We start from the raw sequence: 20098 nt of genomic DNA, 5'->3' as shown, positions 1-20098 counted from the left end.
CCTCTTAGTCTTCTGTTCTGGTCACATTTTCGGACCGGAAAACCGGTGCCCACTTTTCCTGAAAATGCTCCATATTAGTGCGTGCCTTCGTAGGCTTCTTCGCCCGCGCCAAGCGTGTCTCGGTCAAGATATTTGCCCGCCGACTCTTCGCCCTCAAGAAATTCGAGATAGGAGCGGTAGAAAAACGCCAGCGCCTGAAGGATCACGAGGCCGATGAAACACAGCATCAGGATTTTAAACAGGAAATAGCCGTTAAACCCGTTGGCCGAAAACGATACCGTTTCGACATTCCATTTCACGATCCGCGCTTTGCGCAGCATCAACTCAAGCTTGTCAGAGGCCGACACTTTCGGGGTGATCAGGTGCCGCCAGAGAAAGAACCATGCGTACATCCATGTCAAAAATGCCACCGGCAGCATGAAAAACAGCGAGCCGAACATGTCGATCAACCGTTTCGCCCGGTGCGACACCCCGGCATAGACCAGATCGACGCGCACGTGGCTGCCCTGCACGAAAGCGTAGGACACACAAAGCGCGACGACGAGGGCGTTTTCAAATTTCAGGCTTTCGGAAAACCAGCCGACCGATTGGGTGAATCCCGCACCAAACGGCGCGATGGTGATTTCGCCCAGCCGAAAGATCGACTGAAGGAAAACCACCATGATCTGTTGCAGCACCATCAAAAGACCAGCCCATGCGGCGACGCGGCCAACGGTGTTGGTGATTTTCTCAAGCCCGCGCACCAGCCCCCACATAAACGGGCGGTAGAAAAACCCGACAAGGCTGATAACGATGATGATGTCTAAGAAAACAAACAGAAATTCTTTGGACCCACCAAAATAAACAAAGCGCAACAGGCTTTCTTTATTCGACCAATCCAGCCATGCGCCCGGATGGGTCACGGCCTGAATGATGTGCCAAAATCCAAGGCCGAGATTGACGACAAGGGCCAAAAGCCCGTCGAACACCGCGCCAAAGAAAGATGTGCTGGCCTGCTCTTCCATGGTTGCTGTCCCCTTTTCGGACCGGCTGATGCGATCCGTTCTTTTCTAAATGCGTCTGGGCGGTGCCTTATACCTGCCACGCCTCAGCGGCAATGACTCAAGCCGCAAAATGCGCGCGAATACCGCGCGCATTTTCGTTTGTTTCACATTGCGATGACTTACTTGAGGTTTGCCAAAACGCGGTCACGCTGGGCGGTGTAGGCGCTGTCAGAGCGGCCGGACCAGCCAGACGTGGAGGCCATAGCGGCCTCAGCAGAGGTGCGAATTTCGGCAAACAGCTCATCACTCATATAGCCATCGAGAACGGTTTTGGAGGCGGCCCCATAGGCATCCCAGACATCGTCAGAGAATTCTTTGACCTGCACGCCCGCAGAAATCAGACGCTGAAGCGCCGGACCGTTGTTGGCCATGAACAGCGCGTAGTTGTGCTGATGGCCTTCGCCGGATGCAATTTCGATGGCTTTTTGCTGCGACGGGGTCAGACTGTCGAACACTTCGAGGTTGGTGACAACGGACAGCGCCGCACCCGGCTCGTGGAACCCGGCAGGATAGTAGAAATCACAGACCTCTTGCAGGCCGAGTTTCTCATCCGACCACGGGCCGATCCATTCGGTGCCATCGAGCGCGCCAGAGGACAACGCTTGGTAGATCTCACCGCCCGGAAGCACCTGAACAGAGGCGCCAAGTTCGGACAGAGCCTGACCACCCAAGCCCGGCATACGGAATTTCAGACCCTGGAAATCAGAGGCGGATTTGATTTCCTTGCGGAACCAACCGCCGCCCTGCGCCCCGGTTTGACCGGCGATAAAGGGTTTAAGGCCAAAGATTTCGCCCAGCTTGCTGTGCAAATCCATACCGCCCATGCCGTAGTACCACACCATCATTTCCGGTGCGGTCATGCCGAAGGGCACAGTGGTGAAATAGGCCCAAGCCGGGTGTTGGCCGGTGAAATAGTAATCGGCACCGTGATACATATCGGCCTGACCAGCGGTCACGGCGTCAAACACTTCGAGACCGCCCACGAGCTCGCCTGCGGCTTTCGGTTCGATCGTCACCGCGCCATCGGTCAGCGCCGTGACAGAGGCTGCAATGCGCTCAACAGAATCCCACACACCGGCAAGACCGCGCGGCCATGTGGTGACCATGGTCAGCGTGCGTTTGCCCTGTGCATACATCGGCGCGGCCAGTGTAGCGGCTGCGGCGGCGGATGCGCCCCCAAGAGCAGAAGTTTTCAAAAAAGAACGACGATCCATAGATGGTTTCCTCCCAAAATAGTCTATGGCGAATGGTAAGGGCCTTCAGACAGCATCAGGATCGGCACTCGCGGCTGACCGCGACACTCCCCCGTTTACCCCCCTCGCGCCCCAGATCCGGCCGAAACCGAACCGAGCTTGTTGGGCGACGTTAACGCCGTCACTCATGCGTTTGAATACCCAACTCTACGCAGCTAAGGTGGTTTTATGACGCGTCATCACCGGTTCAGCGCAATTTTCGTGCGGCCAAGCCAGAAAAAGCCTGATGATTGACCTGTCCCCTCGCCCCGCTATCCTTTGATTCGTTGCATGACCGCCCCTTGGCCCTCTTAGCCCTTTTTAGGACCTCCTTCTCAATGCCCCGCCTGATCCCCGAACTCACCTATGCGCGCAAATTGTTTTTGCTGGCGACCCTGCCGTTGTTGATGGCGGTATCGGCGATTGCTGTTTTGGTGGCGGATCAATCGCGCAACATGGCGGATCACGAGATTTCCGAACTGGAGGCACAACTGATTTCGGCCAAGCGGCAGGAGTTGCAAAACTACCTGCAATTGGCCCGCGCGGCCATCACTGCAGAATACAATCCCGCACCGCCCGATGACGAAGAGGCCAAGCTCAAAGTTACGCAAATTCTGTCGGCCATGACCTATGGCATCGACGGCTATTTCTTTGTCTATGACTATGATGGCACCAATCTTGTTGCTCCGCGCGACACACGGTTGATCACTCAAAACTGGACCGGATTGGCCGACAGCATTGGCACGCCCGTGGTCGATGAACTCATCACTCTGGCGCAACAAGGCGGTGGGTATCACAGCTATCTTTGGCCGAAACCTTCGACCGGAAAAGAGGCACAGATGATCAGCTACGTGGTCGGACTGCAAGACTGGCAATGGGCGATTGGCACCGGCGTGTTCATCGACGATGTGCTGACGTCAGTCGCCGCCGCGCGTGCCGAGGTCGAGGCGCGCATCCGCCGCACCTTCGTCTATATCGGCGCAATCACCATGGCCGCCACGCTTTTGGTGTTTATGTCGGGCGTCACGATCACCATTCGCGAACGCCGTTTGGCCGATGCCAAACTCAAAGAACTGACCCAGCGCATTTTCGACACCCAAGAAGAAGAACGCGGTCGGGTGGCGCGCGAATTGCATGACGGGATCAGCCAGATTTTGGTTGGCGTGCGCTATGCGTTGGAATTGGCGCGGCGGCAATTGGCCAAGGACGACCCGAACGCCCCCGTCAGTTTGGATCGCGGCGTCGAGATGTTGGGCGGGGCAATCACCGAAGTGCGCCGCATCTCGCGCGATCTGCGCCCCGGCGTCTTGGACGATCTGGGGCTTGGGCCGGCGCTCAAGGCCCTCACAGAAGAGTTCCAAACCCGCACCGGCATCAAAACCGAATTGGAAACCGTGGTGTTTCGCAACCGCTTGGACGAAGAGGCCCGCATCGCCCTGTTCCGCATTGCCCAAGAGGCGCTGACCAATATCGAACGCCACGCCGAGGCCACCGAGGTCACGATCAAACTGGCCGGGCACCGCACCGGGGCGACCTTGTTGATCTCCGATGACGGGCGCGGCTTTGACATGGCGGAGCGGGCCAAAGCCGGACGCGGGCTGGGCCTGCGCAATATGGCCGAGCGGATGGAGCAGCTTGGCGGCACGCTGACCATCTACAGCCTCTCGCCCGGCACCGCCATTGACGCCACCGTGCCGCTGAAGCATATCCTGACGCCCGCAGGATCAAGTCGTCCCCCAGCCCCAGTAGGAAGTGCCCGATGAGTGAAACACCGACCCGCGTCTTGATTGTCGACGACCATCCGATGGTGGCCGAAGGCATCCGCGCCCTTTTGGAAACCTTTGACGATCTCGATGTTGTTGGCACTCTCTGCAATGGCCAGGAGGCGGTGGATCAGGTGATGAACTTGGCCCCCGATGTGATCTTGCTCGATCTCAACATGCCCTGCATGGGGGGGCTGACGGCAACTGAACTGTTGCTGGAGCGTCGTCCAGAGACCCGTATCCTGATCCTCACCATGCATGATGGCCCCGAATACATCGGCGCGGCGCTGTCACATGGCGCGATGGGATATGTGCTCAAAGACGTACCGACCGAGGACGTGAAAGAGGCGATTGACGCGGTGATGAACGGTGAGAAATACCTTTGCACCGGGGCGCAGGCGGCGATCAAACCGACGAAAATTCGCGACGGGCGCGAACCGTTGACCGACCGCGAACAAACCATCCTGTTGGAACTGGCCCAAGGCAAATCCAACAAGGACGTGGCCATAGCCCTCGACATTTCCGTGCGCACGGTCGAAACCCACCGCAAAAACATCAAACGCAAACTGGGCATTTCCTCCACCGCGGGGCTGACGCGCTACGCGATGGAGCATGGGGTGTTGCAGGGCACGGGCCGGTTTTAAAGGGCCTATATCCCCGCCCCGGTCGTCAGGCCGACAACCAGCCTTCAAGTTTGGTTTTATCCGGCAATCCGCCCGCATGGACCAGCGTGCCGTCAATCTCGATCCCCGGCGTCGACATGACCCCGGCCATGGCGATGGATTTCGGGTCGGTGATTTTCTCGACCTCGACCTCAAGGCCCAATTTGGCCGCCGCATCGCGGACCATATCGACCGTGGTTTCACAGCGTTTGCAGCCGGGACCATAGACTTTTACGGATGTCATCAGATGTCTCCTTTCAGAAGATCAGCTTAGAAAATCAGATTGAACAGGAACCCCACGGCCAAAATACCGCTGCCGACGATACCGATAAAGACGGCGATGAGGCGATAGGTCAGCACCTGTTTGAGAATGATCATTTCAGGCAGCGAGAGCGCGATGACGCTCATCATAAAGGCCAAGACCGTGCCAAGCGCCGCGCCTTTGCCCAACAAGGCCTCGACAATCGGGATCACCCCGGCGGCATTCGTATACATCGGAATGCCCATGATCACGGCGGCGGGCACGGACCACCACGCCTCGGCGCCCATGATTTTCACCATGAAATCTTCGGGCACATAGCCATGGATCAACGCGCCCATCGCGATGCCCAATAAGATCCAAAGCCAGACCTTGCCAAAAATCTCCCGCACGGCTTGGGTCCCCGCCCGGTAGCGTTCGATCATCGTCATGCTTTCGCCCGCGATCTGGGTCGGAGCCGACGCGCCGGAATGAATGTCGCGCACCCAATCCTGCAACCAACCTTCGAGGTGCAATTTGCCGATGACAAACCCCGCGACAATGGCGATGCCCAGCCCAAAGGCCAGATAGGTCGCCGCCACTTGCCAGCCGACCAAGCCAAACAACAGCACAAGCGCCACCTCATTGACCATTGGTGCCGCGATCAGGAAGGAAAAGGTCACGCCCAAAGGCACGCCTGCGGACACGAATCCGATGAACAGCGGCACGGCAGAGCAAGAGCAGAATGGCGTCAAAATACCAAGCCCCGCCGAAAAGATATTGCCCACGCCCTCGCGTTTGCCGGACAGAAGCGCGCGGGTTTTCTCCGGCGAGAAAAAGCTGCGCACCACGCCCATGGCAAAGACGATCAGTGTCAAAAGCATCATCACTTTCGGCACATCATAAAGGAAAAACGCGATGGCTTCGCCGGTGTGGCTGTGACGCGCCACCGGCAACAGACCCGTGATCCACTCGGCCAGTGGGGCGAGCTGATGATAGAGTATCCACCACAGTGCGACCGCAGCGACAACGCCCAAATGCCAGAGCCAATCCGGGCGTGGCGGGTGCGACGGGTGTGTAAGATCTGAATTCATGCTGCACTCCTTTGAGCGCTCTGCGCGGCGTGACACACCGCATCCAGAACCGCCCTGACCTCGGGCGACAGGTCCGGGTTAACGCGATAGCGCACCCATTGCGCATCGCGCCGATCCAAAACCAGCCCCGCTTGTTTGAGCACCTGCATGTGTCGCGACATCCGGCTTTGCGTCGCCCCAACACGCCGCATCAATTCACAGACACAGTGCTCGCCGCCATCCGACAACAGGCGTATCGCCTCAAGGCGGGTGGGGTCTGCGAGAGCGGAGAGGATGGGCAGAATCATGAAAGCACTCCTTTATGCGCATAAGCGCATATCCGGTCGCCTCTCGCCTTGATCTGGATCACATCAGGACATTCAGACCGAACATTCAGAACGGTCTCTTGGACACATAAAAACGCGCACCCCTAAAGGGATGCGCGTCCATCATTTCAGAATGGATCAAGCGGGTTAAAGCAGACCCAAAACCCGGTTGCGTTGGGCGGTGTAAACGCTGTCCGAGCGCCCCGTCCAACCCGAAATCTCCCCCATCGCGGATTCATAGGCCGCGCGGGTTTCGGCGAAAATTTCGTCGCCCATATATTGGTCCAACACCTCTTTCGAGGCCGCGCCGTAAGCGTCCCAGACATCGTCGGAGAATTCCTTGATCTGGGTGCCGCCGCTGATCAACCGCCCCAACGCCGGGCCGTTGTTGGCGATGAACAAGGCGTAGTCGAACTGGTGACATTCGGCGGCGGCCACGTCGAGAATGCGCTGCTCGGCGGGGCTCAGGCTGTCGAACACCTCAAGATTGGTGTTGACCGACAGGGCAGAGCCCGGCTCGTGAAAGCCCGCCGGATAGAAGAACTGACAGACCTCTTGCAGGCCGAGTTTTTCGTCCGACCACGGCCCGACCCATTCGGTGCCGTCCAATGCGCCCGAGGAGAGCGCTTGGTAAATCTCGCCCGCCGCCATGACTTGAACCGAGGCACCGAGTTTGCCAACCACTTCGCCGCCCAAACCCGGCATGCGGAATTTCAGACCCTGAAAATCGGCAACCGATTTGATTTCTTTGCGGAACCAACCGCCACCTTGCGCGCCGGTTTGACCCGCAATCGAAGTGTGCAAACCAAAGACATCGCCCAACTGTTGGTGCAAATCCTTGCCGCCCATGCCGTAATACCAGCTCATCATTTCCGGCGCGGTCATGCCGAAAGGGGCCGTGGTGTAATAGGCCCAAGCCGGATGCTGACCGGTGAAATAGTAGTCTGCGGCGTGGTACATATCGGCCTGACCGGCGGTCACGGCGTCAAACACTTCAAGCCCGCCAACAAGCTCGCCCGCCGCACGTGCGTCGATCGCCAGCGAGCCACCCGACATGGTTTGCACGTTGTCGACAAAGCGTTCGACCGCATCCCACACCCCCGCCAGACCGCGCGGCCAGGAACACACCATGGTCAATGTGCGCGGTGCACCTTGGGCCACCGCCGGAGCGGCCAGACCGGCGGCGGCGGCAGACGCCCCACCCAGTGCAGAGGTTTTCAGAAAAGAACGACGATCCATAGGTATATCCTCCAAAAGGCGCGCGGGGGAAAACGCCCCACGTCAAATCGCGGGCAACCTACAAAGGCAGATCGAAAGATTGAAGGGGGCGAGCCGCGACATTTCGCGCGAATGTTGCGCAAGGATGCAGAAGGGGGGATGGATTATTGCGGAGGGGGATAGGGGGCTTGATCCACATATTTGTGTTCGGTAGCATCTACATAATTTTTAAAGGAATAAATCCATGGCGTTTGATTTAAAAAAAGCTCTTAGCCTACCAGACATTCATCGCTCTGTTCACAAACGTGATGAGGTATTGAGGCGCTTCGGGCCGCTTTTCCGCGATCCTTCTAGCCTAATGCATCAAGACTACCTTGATTTCCTGAGTCTTAAGCACAATCACCATTGGTCAGGGTTAGAGCGCCTCGGCCGCACAGCAGCAAATGACATGGACAACCTGCGTTCGGCTATCTCCATTCTTGTTGATGAAACTGCACTGCTTTCGGACAGGTTCGACACGGCTTTGTCCATGGTTGATGGCGTCGGCGCGGCCACACTCACGCCGATGTTGCTCCTAGCGTATCCTGATCGCTATGGCGTTTGGAATGGGACCAGTGAGCCGGAGATGCGTGATCGCGGCATTTGGCCCAGCTTCCCGCCAAACTCATCATTTGGGAAGAAATACGAAATCATCAATACGAAATTGATCGGCTTATCCAAAGATCTAGGCGTTGATCTGTGGACATTGGATGCTCTTTGGTGGGTTAGCAAGTTAGAGCGCCTTAATAATGGTGAAATCAAGGATGCAAGATTCAAGGCAATCTGGAGTATGGCAAACCAAGCCGAGCAAACCGCAAAGCAGTCGTATGGACAGACCATTGAGCGCACAGTTAAAAACAAAGACCTCCGGCTATCCAAAGAGGCCCTTATTACGCATCTAAACGAGTTACTAGACGAAACCGGCAATCATTGCGCAATCACGGGTCTCACTTTGCAGTTCGACGGTTCAGACGACCAGTTGCGACCGTCTCTGGATCGAATTGACAGCAATGGTCATTATGAAACCGGAAATTTACAGGTGGTGGCTCGTTTTATAAACTTCTGGAAGCGAGACACCGACGATATGGAGTTCAAAAGGTTGATCGCCATTGTACGACGTGAATAGCGTATCCCGATTATTAAGAAATCATCCCCAAAAAATAAGGGGCGCGGTTTTCACCGCACCCCCTTTCGATCCTAGGCCTGATACCCTAGAGGAACCGCTTACCCGATCAGCGCGCCGTCTTCACGCCACACGGCAATCACCGAAGAGCGCGGTTTGCCCGCGCCGTCCGGCCAGGAGCCGCCCGGGTGTTGGATGCCCACAAAGGCGACCTTTTTATCCGCAGACCAGCACAGGCCCGTAACCTCAGCGCCGTTCGGAGCGGTGAGGAAACGGCCGATGTCGCCGGTTTCGGTGTTGCCAACCAGCATCTGGTTGTTGCCTTGGCCTTCGAACTCGCCTTCGTTGCTGTCGTCACCATCCGTCTGGATCCAGAGGTAACCGTCGGACGAGAAGGCCATGCCGTCGGGCGAGTTGAACATGTTGCCCGCCGTGACGTTTTTGGAGCCGGCATAGGCGTTGTCGTAGACGCTCGGGTTGCCGGCCATGACGTAGAGGTCCCATGTGAACGCATCTGCACCGTGATCCGCGCCCGCTGGCATCCAGCGCACGATTTGACCAAAGTTGTTGCTCTCACGCGGGTTCGGACCACCGACCGGGGTGTCGTCACCACCGGCGTTCGGTTTCACGCCACGGTTTTTGTTGTTGGTCAGGGCGCAATAGGCCTCCACCTTGGACGGGTGCGCGGCGACCCATTCCGGGCGATCCATCGTGGTCGCGCCGACTTTGGAGCCAGCAATGCGGGAGAAGACAAGGATGTCTTCGATCGACATGCCGGTTGTTTCCGGCGTCAAAGCCAACCATTCGCCCGACATATCGTCGTTGAATTTGGCGACATAGAGCGTGCCGTCAGAAAGGAGGCCCTCGGTGGAACCGCCCTCGGTGTACACGCCATTGGAGACGAATTTATAGATGAATTCGCCACGCTCATCGTCGCCCATATAGACCACGACACGGCCATCGGCGGCCTGAACCATTTCGGCGTTTTCGTGTTTGAAGCGACCCAAAGCGGTGTGTTTGATCGGGGTGGACGCCGGATCAAGCGGGTTGATCTCGGTGACCCAGCCATGACGATGCGGCTCGTTCGGCTCTTTCGAGAGATCGTAACGCGGATCGAATTTTTCATAGGCGTAGCGACCTTCGCCGCCGATGCCGTAGCGTTTGAATTCGTCGGTCACATCATATTCGCCAGTGGCGCCGAAATAACCGTTAAAGTTCTCTTCGCAGGTCAGGTAAGTGCCCCAAAGCGTCTTGCCGGACCCACAGTTGTTCATCGTACCTTTGGGGGACATGCCCTCGGGGTCGGCATTGGTTTTCACCAGATCGGAACCCGCCGCCGGGCCGTCCATGGTCATCTGGGTCTCATGGGTGATGCGGCGGTTGTAGGGGCTGTCCACAACGATCTCATAACCGTTGCCCATGTCCGCCACTTCCATGACGGTCACGCCTTGCATGTTTTTGAGCAACATGACTTCGTCGGCATTTTGCGGCATGCCTTCAGAGGCAGCGGGCAGGTTGATTTTCGGGTTCACATATTCGGAGTTGACCGCGATGATTTGCTTGTCACCATCGGTGAACAGTTCCATGCCATCGGTGTTTTCACCAAAGACGCGGTCGGATTTCGACACGTCAACGCCGGTGTCCGGGGAATAGGCATCTTGCGCGTCCGAGAACAACGCATCGCCCCAACGTGCGAGCACTTTCCACTGATAGCCCTCGGGCACATGGATGGTGTGGTCGGTCGCGATGTCGATCGGTTTAAAGGCAAAGCCCATGCCTTCGGCGCGCGATGCAGTGGTGGAGGACAAAAGACCCGCTCCCATGGCCAAAGCGCCCGACCCAAAGGCCAGTGCACCGCCCAGGAACCCACGACGCGAAATGGCACGCTCGACCACGGCGTCAAAGCCATTGTCCTGCGGGCGCGGGTCGCGCATCTCGTCAAATTCATCCCAAGAGAGATCGGTGAAATCCTGATCATTCATTTTTGGCTCCAGTGCAGTCAATGTTGCTCTATCTGCGCAAACGTCTTGGGGCGTCGAAGACCCCCGCGCTCGCGTCCGGGCCACAGGTGCCGATATTCGGCAACAAAGCGATGACAGCCAGACGACAAAATGATGAAACCGCGCCTTGACCTTACGGCAGCGACCTTAGGCAGATCTGCGCGCCGGGGCCACGCCAACCGGACCTGCCCCCGCCGCGCCCTCGGCCCCATTCAACACATTGCACATGGATTGTTCTTGCCGCACGGCTCAGCTTTCGGCACAATTTGCCCAAGACTACGGACAAGACACGGGATCGGCGTCCAATGGGGTCCCCCCTAAGCCACGGACCGTGACATCGCAGGACTGGGAGGATCCGGCATGTTGGAAACGGCTCTTTTGGAGGACCGGCGCGGCGCGCCTTTGTTGCAGGATAAGTTGACCACAACCCGCGACTGGTCGGTGGTGAACGCGTTTTGCGCCACGACCTATATGCCCTTGTCGACCCGCCCCCTCACCCGCGGCATGGACCCAAATGCCACCATCCGAAATCTCAAAATCGGACAGATCACCTTTAGCCGCTTTTGTTTTGGCACCCCGACAAAAACCGATGATTTTGACCCGAGCTCCGGCAATATCATCGTCGTGAACACGCTGCGTGGCTCGGTGCGTCATCCGCTCAACGGCAATGACGCCGTCGATACCCGTCCGGGCGACAGCTATGTCGTCGATTGCAGCCGCACGAGCTATTGGAACCTTGCCGATGGCAATGATTTACAGCTCAACCTGACCATCCCTCATGCGCTGATGGAGGAAACCGCCGCGCGGTGGTACGGTTTTGTACCCGAGGATGATCTTTGGCAAAATCGGTTGATCTTTGGCGCCGGGCAGTCGGCATGGCTGTCGCTTTTGGATTACGCCACCCGCACCCTTGACGCCAAACATGACGGCATTGCGGATGCATTTATCGAACGGCGCATCGAAGAAACCCTCTGTCTTGATCTGCTGCGCAATTGGGCGGACTGTGCCGGGCTGAATCTGGACACGGGTGCGCGCGCCGCCGCGCCACATTATGTCCGCGAAGCCGAACGGTTGATGCAAGACACTGCCGCCCGCGCACCAACCATTGGCGAGGTTGCCGCCCAGCTTGGCATCACCGCGCGCAGCCTCTCGGACGGGTTTCGGCGGTTTCGTGGCATCACCCCGCATGAGTTCCTCACCGCACAACGGCTGGATGGCCTGCGCCGGGCGCTACAACTGGCCCAGCCGGGCGAAACCGTGACCAGCATTGCCCGCGCGCGGGGCTATGTGAACCTTGGGGCAATGACGGCGCTCTATCGCAAACGGTTCGGGGAAACCCCCGCCAACACGCTGCGCAATCGCCGCACCTGAGTCTGCCCTCCCCCTCTGTGCACTGTCCCTGAGCCGCAGTGTCTGACAAATCGAAACGTTATACTATAACCAAACCGCCTCCCAAACCACCCCGTTTCGGCAGTGCAGCGCAGTCCGCTTCCGATTTCGAACCGGAATTTCCGAACTGGATCAGGCTACGGTATACTGCGGTCTACTCTTCGCTCTCAGTCCAGTTAGGCTCCTGTCCGACACGTGCCGCGCATAGGCGTTCGCTCGTCTCACGCAACGACACTGTCGTAGACTTCTGGAGGAGAAACACAGATGAAAGCACTCGTATATCAAGGCCCAGGCGAGAAAGTCTGGACTGAAAAAGACAAACCCGGCATCGAAAAACCCACCGACGTGATCGTCAAAGTGACCAAGACCACGATCTGCGGCACCGATTTGCACATCCTCAAAGGCGATGTGCCCACCGTGACCCCGGGTCGCACCCTTGGCCACGAAGGCGTGGGCATTGTCGAAGCGGTCGGCGCCGCGGTACAGAATTTCAAACCCGGCGACGCGGTGTTGATCTCTTGCGTCACCTCATGCGGCAAATGCGCCAATTGTAAGCGTCAGCTTTACGCCCATTGCTCGGATGGCGGTTGGATTCTTGGCCATAAGATCGACGGCACACAGGCCGAATATGTCCGCATTCCCCATGGCGACAATTCGCTCTACCCGATCCCGGCAGGTGCCGACGAAGAGGCGCTGGTGATGCTCTCTGACATCATGCCCACAGGCCTTGAGATCGGCGTGCAATATGGCAACGTCAAACCCGGCGACACCATCGCCATCATCGGCGCAGGCCCGGTTGGCATGTCGGTTCTGTTGACGGCACAATTCTATTCACCCGGTCGGATCATCATGGTCGACATGGACCCAGCGCGGTTGGAATTGGCCAAAGAATTCGGCGCCACCGATACGATCCATGTCGGCAGCGAAGATGCGATTGCAAAGATCATGGAGATGACCGGCGGTCTTGGCGTCGATGTCGCCATCGAGGCCGTGGGCGTGCCTGCAACCTTTGATATTTGCCAAAAAATCGTCTCCGCAGGCGGCAACATCGCCAATGTCGGCGTGCATGGCACCTCGGTCGAGCTGCATATCGAAGACCTTTGGATCAAGAACATCAACATCTCGATGGGGCTGGTCAGCACCAACACCACGCCGATGCTGTTGAAAACGCTGGGCACCGGCAAGGTCAATCCGGGGCGGTTGGTGACACACCGCTTCAAACTGGATGAGATCATCGAGGCCTATGAGGTCTTTGGCAACGCCGCGCGTGAAAAGGCGATGAAAATCATCCTCACCGCCTGATTGTCGTGAAACCGCCCCGCCGGGACCGAGACGTTCCGGCGGGGTGCAACACCTGCGGCGCATCGCCTGCCCGCCTTGCCAGCCCCCAAAGCCCCCGGTTAAGATTGCGGTGATTTTACCCAAGAGGCTTTTAGCTCATGCCGATGTTCGCCGCTGTCCGTCATTCCCTACCGCTTTCCCTGCGTGCGCTGTCGCACAGCCTTGCCTTTGGCGCGGCCCTTTGGGTCTTGGCCCCTGCCCCCGCCAGCGCCGATCAGATGTTGGATTTCAGCACCTTGGACGAGATCGAGTCCTTGCTCAGGGGCTTTGGTTCGGTCGAACGCGACACCGATCGCGACGGCATCGCAATGTTTCGCGGCCGGATAGACGGCAAAAAATACAGCCTCTATTTCTACGATTGCGACGGTACAACCGATTGTAAAAGCGCCACGTTTTCCGCCTTTTTCGATGGCGGCGACTACATCACCGATCTCTCTGTGGTGAACGATTTCAACTATGAGTACCGTTTTGGCAAAGCCTCGGTCGATGCGGATGGCGATTTGCTGTTTGATTTTTCCTTTAGCCTGATGGGCGGGATGCCACGCAAAACCCTTGATGACACGATTGATTGGTGGCGGGAGATTTTGAACGATGGCGAGGCCTATTTTGACCCCGACACCCATGACGACTTTATGGCCGCACCACCGCCAGAGCCCGACACTTTGTCCCATGATTTGTGAGCATGATTTCGCAATCCCCGCCTAAACCCGCAAAAGTCGCAACTTTATTTCAACATACCATCGATCTACGACACTTTGTTTAATCAATATGCCGATTTTATGGTTGACGCCCTGCATCCACGACCATAATGTTCGCTGCACAGCAATAAAGGACCCCGAAAGGATCCACGCCATGAACGGCATTCTTGTAGTAGTAGGACAACAGCGCATGGGCCGGTGACGGTTGACCATATAGGTTCCCATGCGCCCCCGCCAAAACGGGGGCTTTTTTATTGCCTGAAACAGATTGATTTGTGAGACGGAGAGTAAGATGACACGTCAAATGACCGGAGCGGAAATGGTGGTTCAGGCCCTGAAGGATCAGGGTGTGGACACGGTATTTGGCTACCCGGGGGGCGCGGTCCTACCCGTCTATGATGCGATTTTTCAGCAAAACGACATCAAACACATCCTGGTGCGCCATGAACAGGCCGCCATCCACGCCGCCGAAGGCTATGCCCGCTCGACCGGCAAACCCGGCGTCGCACTGGTGACCTCGGGCCCCGGCGCGACCAATGCGGTCACCGGGCTGACAGATGCGCTCTTGGACAGCATCCCCTTGGTCGTGTTCTCCGGTCAGGTTCCGACCTTTATGATCGGCACCGACGGGTTCCAAGAGGCCGACACCATCGGCATCACCCGGCCCTGCACCAAACACAACTGGTTGGTCAAAGACACCGACAAACTGGCCGAAACCATCCATCAGGCGTTCCACGTTGCCACATCGGGCCGTCCGGGTCCGGTGCTGATCGACTTGCCGAAAGATGTTCAGTTCGCTGACGGCACCTATGTTGGCCCGGCCAAGGCCAAGGTCAGCCATTACCAGCCCAAGATGAAAGCCTCGATCGAGGACATCAACAACATCGTCCAAATGCTTGAAAAGGCTGAACGTCCGATCTTTTACACCGGCGGTGGCGTGATCAATTCCGGCCCAGCCGCCTCGCAGCTCTTGCGCGAATTGGTCGAGGCCACGGGCTTTCCGATCACCTCCACGTTGATGGGTCTGGGTGCCTATCCGGCGTCGGGCAAAAACTGGCTTGGGATGCTCGGGATGCACGGTCTCTATGAGGCCAATATGGCGATGCATGGCTGTGATCTGATGATCAACATCGGCGCGCGGTTTGACGACCGGATCACCGGACGTATTCAGGATTTCTCCCCGAATTCCAAGAAGATCCACATCGACATTGATCCTTCTTCGATCAACAAGGTCATCCGCGTGGACCTGCCGGTTCTGGGCGATGTTGGGCATGTGTTGGAGGATGTGCTCAAGGTCTGGAAATCGCGCGGCCGCAAGACCGCCATCACCAAAGCGTGGTGGGAACAGATCGACACATGGCGCGAGGTGCGTTGTCTGAGCTACAAGAACTCCGACACGGTGATCAAACCGCAATATGCCCTGCAACGCCTTGAGGCGCTGACCAAGGACATGGACCGTTATATCACCACGGAAGTTGGCCAACACCAAATGTGGGCGGCGCAATTCTTGGGCTTTGAAGATCCGAACCGTTGGATGACCTCGGGCGGTCTGGGCACCATGGGCTACGGCTTCCCGGCCTCCATCGGTGTGCAATTGGCGCATCCTGAAAGCCTCGTGATCAACGTCGCAGGTGAAGCGTCGTGGTTGATGAACATGCAGGAAATGGGCACCGCGATGCAATACCGCGCGCCTGTCAAACAGTTCATCCTCAACAATGAACGCCTTGGCATGGTGCGCCAGTGGCAGCAATTGCTGCACGGCGAACGCTATAGCTCGTCGTGGTCCGAAAGCCTGCCCGATTTTGTGAAATTGGCCGAAGCCTTTGGCGCCAAAGGCATCCGCTGTTCGGACCCTGCCGATCTCGATGACGCGATCATGGAGATGCTGAACTACGATGGCCCGGTGATCTTTGATTGCCTCGTTGAGAAACACGAAAACTGTTTCCCGATGATCCCGTCAGGCAAGGCCCATAACGAAATGCTGATGGGTGAGGCCTCGACCGAGGGCGCGATCATGTCCGACGGCGCGGTTTTGGTGTAACCCGATGAAACGGCTGATGAAAACACTGCGCACCGCCCTCGCCCTCCTGGTGGCGACATGGGGGCTTGCGGGGTGCCTGTCGGGCGAGGCCACCGAGGTCTCGCAAGACGGGTTCACATTTGCCGTTGAGGTCATGGGCGACACTGCCGTGGCCAGAAATTATCACACGGGGCGGCTTAATTTCGCCCAGCTCGAAGAGGCCGCCCGTGCCGCCATTGAAACCGCCTCCGGCTGTGCCGTGCGCACGTTGGCGAAACGCGGTGAGATCAACACATTCGATGCCACGCTCAATTGTGCGGGCTAAGGGAGAGAACACATGTCTGCTCTACGCATCCAACAAGGCTCCACCAGCCATTCCGCCTATGACCTTCGCGACTACCACGCCGAGGTGATTGAAAAACACACGCTGGCCGTTTTGGTCGACAACGAAGCGGGCGTTTTAGCCCGTGTGGTCGGGTTGTTTTCGGGCCGCGGCTATAACATCGAAAGCCTGACCGTAGCCGAGGTCGATCATGCGGGGCATCTGTCGCGCATCACCATTGTCACCACCGGCACCCGCGATGTGATCGAACAAATCAAAGCCCAGGTCGGGCGCATCGTGCCGGTTCATGATGTGCATGACCTGACCGTCGAAGGCCCGTCGATTGAGCGCGAACTGGCACTGTTTAAGGTGCATGGCACCGGTGAAAAACGTATTGAAGCGCTGCGTCTGGCGGAAATTTTCCGCGCCAATGTGGTCGATAGCACCTTGGAGAGCTTTGTCTTTGAAATGACCGGCACCTCGGAGAAAATCGACGCCTTTGCCGATCTGATGCGCCCGCTGGGCCTGATCGAAACCGCGCGCACGGGTGTGGCGGCGTTGGGCCGGGGCGGCAAAGACTAAGCCCCCTCCGCGACGAAAAAACACACAAAAGGGCCCAAAAGGGCCCTTTTCTATGATAAATAGGACCGCGTCAGAAGGATTTGGACAGGCCAATCCGCAGCCCGGCGTCATAAGTGCCTTCGGCCTGTTTGCCCGCATCCACATCAACCGATAGCATCATGCCATTGGCCATTTCGCTGTCAAAACCAACCCCGATCCGTGGCGCAACAAAGCTGCTGCTGCCCTCGGCGCGGGTCTTATGGCTCACTGCCTCAACCGCCCCGCTGAAATAAGGGGTCATGCCGTTCACCTCGGCAAATTCCATCCGCGCCCCCAAAGACAGGCGGGCGTTTTGGATATGCTCGGCGGCAACCGTGCCATAGGCGCGCTGACGTTCGTCAAAGGCGGTCAAACGACCAAAGGGCGACAAGATGCCAGAGGCCAGCGGAACGTCCCCCGACATCGCCAGACCAAGGGCACGACGATTGGCGGTGAAACTTTCGCCGCCGATTTCATACTCAGGCCGGGCGTGGGTCAGGAAACCATCAAGGCGAAGCGTACCGGTCTCAAGCCCAAAATACGGCCCATATGCCAGCGCCTTGCCGGTATCGTCACTGCCATCCACGTCAATTTTATTATAGCCCAGCATCGCGCCGACAAACAGCGTGTCAGACATCATCCGGTCGGCACCGATCACCAGATCATAAGAGGCCCCATCGTCGTCGCCCCAATAGCTGCGGCCTTCGGCATAGCCCCAAACGGTCACGCCTGTGCCCTCGATCGCGCCTGTGGCGAACCCGCCCTTACGGCTAACAGCGACCGTATTGGCATGGCCGCCAAACCGGTTCTGGGCCACCCCATCAAGGGCATTGTGCATGGCAAGGTTTTGGGTTGTGCCCATGATCCGCCCCAAGCTGGCTCCTGCGCCAGCATCCGCGTCAAGCCCGGCCCCCGGAACACAGCTTGCACTGGCGCGCAAGTTGGCCGTGCCAAGTGGCACCGCCTCCGATGGCGCCAAGGTGACACTGAGCGTCACCTCCCCATCCGACTGCGCCACATAGGTATGTGGCAAGGCCGTTTGATACGCCCCCTCCGGTGAGGTCACTGCCAAACTGTATGCGGCTTGCACATTGGCATTTATGCGCTCCAAGGCCTCGACCACGGTGATGGCATCGCCACGCTTCAAATCAAAATGGTAAACGAAATCACCATAGAAGCCGACATTTGTCGCCTCTTCACAGGTGTAAAGCTGACTGGCCTGTACGCCAGCAACCGCTCCAACAGCGATCCCTGTACTCAGTGCCAAAGTTCGAAAAACCGACATAACATCCCCCTCTCGCATGACCTGAACCCCATGCGGGACTCAACTTATTCCTATCTGTAAATGTTAGGCCCGTTCAGCGACGCGGCGTATGCGCTATGTCAATGCGAGCGCAATCAGCGGAAAATCTATAATTTTATGTGGTATTTTGAGATCACAAATGGACAGAACACGCACAATAGACGTTATGGCTCTGCTGTGTCTGTGTCTGTGCCTAAATAGTCCATGTTGCCTATCTCATTGGCGCATGTTTGTCGAAATAACCGCGCACCAAAGCCGGAAACCCTCTGCGCGGATGAATGCCAATGTCATGCCGCCGCCGGATCATCACCGCCAAACTCGGTTCGAGCCGCTCCAACAGCAAGGGCGAAGGCGCGCGCACATCTTGGGTCGAAATGGCGCTGCCGAACAGGAACCTGGGATTGCCAAGATAATTTGGTTCAAACCCGCCGAGATTCATCAATGGCACACGGTCCATCGCCGAAATAAAAGAAAACCCAAGCATTTGACGAAACACGATCCCGCGATAGCGGCGCATAGGCATCGCTTTGCCAAAGCCGACCCTTTCACTGGCGATACGCGAGATAAAGCCCGAGATTTGCATCACACCCATCTGATCCCGCTTGAGCGTGAACAAATGGCAACTCAGCGCGCTGGCGTCAAAATAGGACACCCGATAGTACAGATAGGGCCCGTCTGGCAGTTCCGCAGACGAGACCCCCACCTCGCTCAATGCGCCCAAGAACCCCGAAAGCTCGCGCACCGCAGCCCCTTTTTGAGCTTGCGATGTCAGGCTGTCCAAAGGCTCCAACAGAATCCGCGCATCCACATCAAAATATTGACAGATGCGATATAACACATCCGGGCGCGGGAACGCTTCGGCTTTGAGATAGCGATTGAATTGCGTACGATTGATGCCAAGGTCGCGGCACAGCTGAGAGACGGAGGTGGCGCGTTCCGACAGACGCGTTAAATTTTCTCCGAAAACATGCCTCAGCTGAGCAGGAGATACATCCTGTTTCACGTCATGGCCCCCCTCAGATTGCATTCTGTTGAAAAACAAAGCTGCGCGCTTCTCGGGGCGTGGCGAATACTTTGTATCAAATGAAAAACCGCCCTTATGACACAGAGTATGCGCAAAAATGGGGTTGGTTGATACAGTTTTGTGTAAAATCTTTGGCTACGCTGTCCGCTTGACGCCAAACAGCGTCAGAAGGATCGTATCATGACACATAAAGCCGAATGTTCTGCGCTTTCTGCTCATGATACGAGTATATGCTCAACGGATAACATGAATTCAAAAGGTTTCAATTATGGACGGAATCGTTCTTTGGTCCGATCCTGGCACACATACAGCCGTTATTTGGTGTAGTGATCACGGCGATCTCGCCTATGCCTGTGGATTGGATATTTTGGTTGGAGGGCTCTCGATGCCTGAAACGGGGACGATGGTTTCCATCAAGGCGCGCTATGAAAACGGCATTCGCATTTGCTATCAGATGATGCCCATCCAACGCTTTGCTGCCCCGGAAATTGCAAGTCATTTGCGGGAGTTATCCGAAGACGTCACAGCCGCATAGAGCCTGACCAAAACAGGGGCATCCGCGACGGTTCGCAGGTTTCATTTCGGGCGACCACGGCCGCGCCAACCCGGCGCACGTCCTCTCTCGCCCACCGCAGCGTTGGTCAAGTGCCGCAATTGGGTGAGGCGCACAGGCTGGACAAGGGA

Annotated in this window: 19 protein-coding genes; 10 read left to right on the top strand and 9 right to left on the bottom strand. The window is 57.4% G+C overall.

Translation table 11 applies throughout. From position 1 onward, the window contains the following. Window positions 1–74 precede the first annotated feature (74 nt). On the bottom strand, window positions 75–1004 hold the full coding sequence (locus tag C8029_RS16920) for a TRAP transporter small permease subunit (protein WP_009571628.1): 930 nt from the start codon (window positions 1002–1004) through the stop codon (window positions 75–77). Between the two features lie 158 nt (window positions 1005–1162). Continuing rightward, complete coding sequence (locus tag C8029_RS16915) at window positions 1163–2257, bottom strand: TRAP transporter substrate-binding protein (RefSeq protein WP_009571627.1); 1095 nt, start codon at window positions 2255–2257, stop codon at window positions 1163–1165. 356 nt (window positions 2258–2613) lie between these two features. Between C8029_RS16915 and C8029_RS16910 the strand changes: the two genes are divergently transcribed. Both C8029_RS16910 and C8029_RS16905 read left to right on the top strand, forming a co-directional pair. After that, a complete protein-coding gene (locus C8029_RS16910) occupies window positions 2614–4038 on the top strand; it encodes a cache domain-containing protein (RefSeq protein ID WP_009571626.1) in 1425 nt (474 codons plus the stop codon). After that, on the top strand, window positions 4035–4682 hold the full coding sequence (locus C8029_RS16905) for a response regulator transcription factor (protein ID WP_009571625.1): 648 nt from the start codon (window positions 4035–4037) through the stop codon (window positions 4680–4682). Before C8029_RS16910 ends, C8029_RS16905 begins: the two co-directional genes overlap by 4 nt. A 25-nt stretch (window positions 4683–4707) precedes the next feature. Here C8029_RS16905 and C8029_RS16900 read toward each other — a convergent pair whose 3' ends face one another. The 4 genes from C8029_RS16900 to C8029_RS16885 form a co-directional block, all read right to left on the bottom strand. Further along, window positions 4708–4944, bottom strand: coding sequence for a thioredoxin family protein (locus tag C8029_RS16900; RefSeq protein ID WP_152003350.1), 237 nt, complete (start codon window positions 4942–4944; stop codon window positions 4708–4710). Between the two features lie 26 nt (window positions 4945–4970). After that, a complete protein-coding gene (locus C8029_RS16895; RefSeq protein ID WP_152003349.1) occupies window positions 4971–6032 on the bottom strand; it encodes a permease in 1062 nt (353 codons plus the stop codon). Further along, window positions 6029–6319 (bottom strand): ArsR/SmtB family transcription factor, encoded by a 291-nt coding sequence (locus tag C8029_RS16890; protein ID WP_009571622.1) that lies wholly within the window; start codon window positions 6317–6319, stop codon window positions 6029–6031. The genes C8029_RS16895 and C8029_RS16890 overlap by 4 nt, the downstream gene beginning before the upstream one ends. A gap of 165 nt (window positions 6320–6484) precedes the next feature. Next, window positions 6485–7576, bottom strand: coding sequence for a TRAP transporter substrate-binding protein (locus tag C8029_RS16885; RefSeq protein ID WP_152003348.1), 1092 nt, complete (start codon window positions 7574–7576; stop codon window positions 6485–6487). A gap of 223 nt (window positions 7577–7799) precedes the next feature. Here C8029_RS16885 and C8029_RS16880 point away from each other — a divergent pair, with 223 nt between their 5' ends. After that, window positions 7800–8720: a hypothetical protein gene (locus C8029_RS16880; protein WP_009571620.1), complete on the top strand. Its 921-nt coding sequence runs from the start codon at window positions 7800–7802 to the stop codon at window positions 8718–8720. A gap of 98 nt (window positions 8721–8818) precedes the next feature. Here C8029_RS16880 and C8029_RS16875 read toward each other — a convergent pair whose 3' ends face one another. Continuing rightward, window positions 8819–10699, bottom strand: coding sequence for a PhoX family protein (locus C8029_RS16875; RefSeq protein WP_009571619.1), 1881 nt, complete (start codon window positions 10697–10699; stop codon window positions 8819–8821). A 378-nt stretch (window positions 10700–11077) separates the two neighbouring features. Here C8029_RS16875 and C8029_RS16870 point away from each other — a divergent pair, with 378 nt between their 5' ends. From C8029_RS16870 to ilvN, 6 genes are all read left to right on the top strand, one after another. Beyond that, a complete protein-coding gene (locus C8029_RS16870) occupies window positions 11078–12088 on the top strand; it encodes a helix-turn-helix domain-containing protein (protein ID WP_009571618.1) in 1011 nt (336 codons plus the stop codon). Between the two features lie 282 nt (window positions 12089–12370). After that, window positions 12371–13408 (top strand): zinc-dependent alcohol dehydrogenase family protein, encoded by a 1038-nt coding sequence (locus C8029_RS16865; protein WP_009571617.1) that lies wholly within the window; start codon window positions 12371–12373, stop codon window positions 13406–13408. Between the two features lie 137 nt (window positions 13409–13545). Continuing rightward, window positions 13546–14127 carry a YbjN domain-containing protein gene (locus C8029_RS16860; protein WP_009571616.1) on the top strand — a complete coding sequence of 194 codons (582 nt, stop codon included), beginning with the start codon at window positions 13546–13548 and terminating at the stop codon, window positions 14125–14127. Window positions 14128–14437: 310 nt separating this feature from the next. Further along, entirely contained in the window at window positions 14438–16186 is a 1749-nt protein-coding gene (locus C8029_RS16855; RefSeq protein WP_009571615.1) for an acetolactate synthase 3 large subunit, read from the top strand. Window positions 16187–16202: 16 nt separating this feature from the next. Beyond that, a complete protein-coding gene (locus tag C8029_RS16850) occupies window positions 16203–16490 on the top strand; it encodes a hypothetical protein (protein ID WP_152003347.1) in 288 nt (95 codons plus the stop codon). A 12-nt stretch (window positions 16491–16502) separates the two neighbouring features. Continuing rightward, complete coding sequence (gene ilvN, locus C8029_RS16845; protein ID WP_009571613.1) at window positions 16503–17069, top strand: acetolactate synthase small subunit; 567 nt, start codon at window positions 16503–16505, stop codon at window positions 17067–17069. Between the two features lie 70 nt (window positions 17070–17139). Here the strand turns inward: ilvN and C8029_RS16840 are convergent, their stop codons facing one another. Then, window positions 17140–18372 (bottom strand): autotransporter domain-containing protein, encoded by a 1233-nt coding sequence (locus tag C8029_RS16840; protein WP_193217675.1) that lies wholly within the window; start codon window positions 18370–18372, stop codon window positions 17140–17142. Between the two features lie 229 nt (window positions 18373–18601). Beyond that, on the bottom strand, window positions 18602–19393 hold the full coding sequence (locus C8029_RS16835) for a helix-turn-helix domain-containing protein (RefSeq protein ID WP_226946376.1): 792 nt from the start codon (window positions 19391–19393) through the stop codon (window positions 18602–18604). A gap of 289 nt (window positions 19394–19682) precedes the next feature. Between C8029_RS16835 and C8029_RS16830 the strand changes: the two genes are divergently transcribed. Continuing rightward, entirely contained in the window at window positions 19683–19949 is a 267-nt protein-coding gene (locus tag C8029_RS16830) for a hypothetical protein (protein WP_009571610.1), read from the top strand. Window positions 19950–20098 lie beyond the last annotated feature (149 nt).

Source organism: Roseobacter sp. TSBP12 (assembly GCF_009129705.1).
Taxonomy (GTDB): domain Bacteria; phylum Pseudomonadota; class Alphaproteobacteria; order Rhodobacterales; family Rhodobacteraceae; genus Celeribacter; species Celeribacter baekdonensis_A.
This window is presented reverse-complemented; position numbering and strand designations above follow the sequence as displayed.